At 72.3% G+C, this 2,017-nt stretch carries 2 protein-coding genes and 1 pseudogene; all 3 read left to right on the top strand.

The features are described from left to right. Nucleotides 1-249 (top strand): sensor histidine kinase (locus AVR91_RS44175; protein ID WP_267284154.1); only part of this gene is annotated, 249 nt, incomplete at its 5' end. After that, nucleotides 242-1,312, top strand: a complete 1,071-nt coding sequence (locus AVR91_RS41530) for a hypothetical protein (protein WP_063270967.1) — start codon at nt 242-244, stop codon at nt 1,310-1,312. The genes AVR91_RS44175 and AVR91_RS41530, both read left to right, overlap by 8 nt. Further along, nucleotides 1,291-1,930: pseudogene (locus tag AVR91_RS41525) on the top strand (response regulator). Before AVR91_RS41530 ends, AVR91_RS41525 begins: the two are co-directional and overlap by 22 nt. Nucleotides 1,931-2,017: the final 87 nt, after the last annotated feature.

Genomic DNA, 2,017 nt, shown 5'->3' with positions numbered 1-2,017 from the left:
GTGCGCGAGGCGCTGCTGAACGTCGACCGGCACGCGGGTGTCCGCGAGGCCCGGCTGACGGTCGAAGACGGCGTGCGCGTGACCGTGCGGGACGAAGGCCGCGGGTTCGATCCGGCGAAGACCCCGGCGCAGCGGCGAGGTATCCGGGAATCGCTCGTCGAACGCATGGCCGCGGCGGGCGGCCGGGCCGAGGTGACCTCCGCGCCCGGCGCGGGGACCACGGTGGAACTGGTGTGGCCGGATGAATGAGACCGCGGACCGCGTCCTCGGCGGCTGCCGGATCGCGGTCCTGCTCGCGACGGCGGCGATCCAGGTCGGACTGAGCCTGGCGCGGCTGACCGACACCCCGGGCCGGGTCGCGTACGCGGCCCTCGCCGGTGTGCTCGTCGTGGCGGCGTGGTGGGTGCTGCGCTGGAAGCCGGTCCCCTGGCCGGTCGCGATCGCAGGGGCGGTCGTCGTGCTCGCCGCGTCGACGGTCGCGGTCTGGACGCTGCCCCCGGACCGGCTCTTCGGCGACGAGAACTGGGCGTCCGGTCTCGCGGGCTGGCATCTGCTGGTCCTGCTGATGGACCGTCCCGCGATCGCGATGGCCGCGCTCGTCCTCCAGATGGCGCTCGCCGTCGTCCGGCAGTTCGGCGTGGAGCTCACGGATCGCGGCGAGATCGGCAGCGTGGTGATCGTCGCGCTCAGCGTGCTCGCCTTCCAGGCCGCGACGCTGGCGCTGATCAGGGTGGTCAACCGGCGGGCGGGTGAGGCCGCGGAGGCCTCCGCCGAGCGGGACCGCCAGGCCCATCGCAAGGCGCTCGCCGAGGAGCGGGAGGCCGACCAGCGGAACCGGTTCGCCGGACAGCTCGGCGCCACCTTGCCGCTGCTGGCCGGGCTGGCCGACCGCACCCTCGACCCGCGTGACGACACGGTCCGGCGGCGATGCGCGCTCGCGGCCACGCAATTGCGGCGGTTGTTCGCGGAGAACGACGACGTCCCCGACCCGCTGCTGCACGAGGTCTCGGCCTGCGTCGATCTCGCCGAGCGGCGGGGGCTGACGGTGACGCTCGCGGTCAGCGGCGGACCGGCCCCGGTCCCGACCGCCGTCCGCCGCGAACTGACCGGTCCGCTGATGACCGCGCTGGTCGCCGCCCGGTCGCAGGCCAGGGTCAGCGTCCTGCGTGCCGACGACGAGATCCGTGTCGCGGCGATCACGGACGGTGAACCGGGGGTGACGGAGAACGGATCGGGCGCCGTCGACGTCGAATGGCACGCACTGGGAGAACGATCGTGGATGGAGGCGAAATGGCGTTCGCGACCGAACTGACCGCGGTGGTCGTCGACGATCATCCGGCCGTACGGGCCGGGGTCGNNNNCCCCGCCGGTCAGCGTCGTGGCCGAGGGCGAGGACGTGCGTGCCGCGTGGATCGGCGAGGGCGCACAGGCCGACGTCGTCATCCTCGACCTGCACCTCAACAGCACCACGCCGGCGATGGGCGATCTGCGACGGCTCACCGAAGCGGGCCGCCGCGTCGTCGTCTACTCGATGCGGGCCGACGACGAGACCGTGCTGCAGTGCCTCGAACTCGGCGCGCTCAGCTATCTCACGAAAGCCGAGGGCGCGGAGCATCTCCTCGAAGCCGTGCGCACCGCGGCGGCCGACCGGTCGTACACACCGCCGTCGATGGCGGGCGCGATGGCCGGGGACCGCTCCGAGCGGCGGCCCGCCCTCTCCGCGCGCGAGACCGAGGTGCTCATCGAGTGGTTCCAGTCCGAGTCGAAGGACTTCGTGGCGCACCGGCTGGGGATCTCGCCGAACACGGTGAACTCGCATCTCGAGCGGATCCGGGTCAAGTACGCCCAGATGGGCAGGGAGGCCCCGACCAAGGCCGCGCTCGTCGCGCGGGCGATCCAGGACGGACTGATCGGCGTAAGCGATTTGTGATCGGTTGTGGTGCGAACGGACCACTCTCACCTCCTCTTTCACCGACTACGTTGCGTGACGAGCCACGAGTCCGAGGAGATCCATGAA

The sequence above is a fragment of the Amycolatopsis keratiniphila subsp. keratiniphila genome, from assembly GCF_001620365.2.
In the GTDB taxonomy this organism is placed as follows: Bacteria; Actinomycetota; Actinomycetes; order Mycobacteriales; family Pseudonocardiaceae; genus Amycolatopsis; species Amycolatopsis keratiniphila.
The sequence above is the reverse complement of the archived record's forward strand: the minus strand, read 5'-3'. Positions and strand labels throughout refer to the sequence as shown.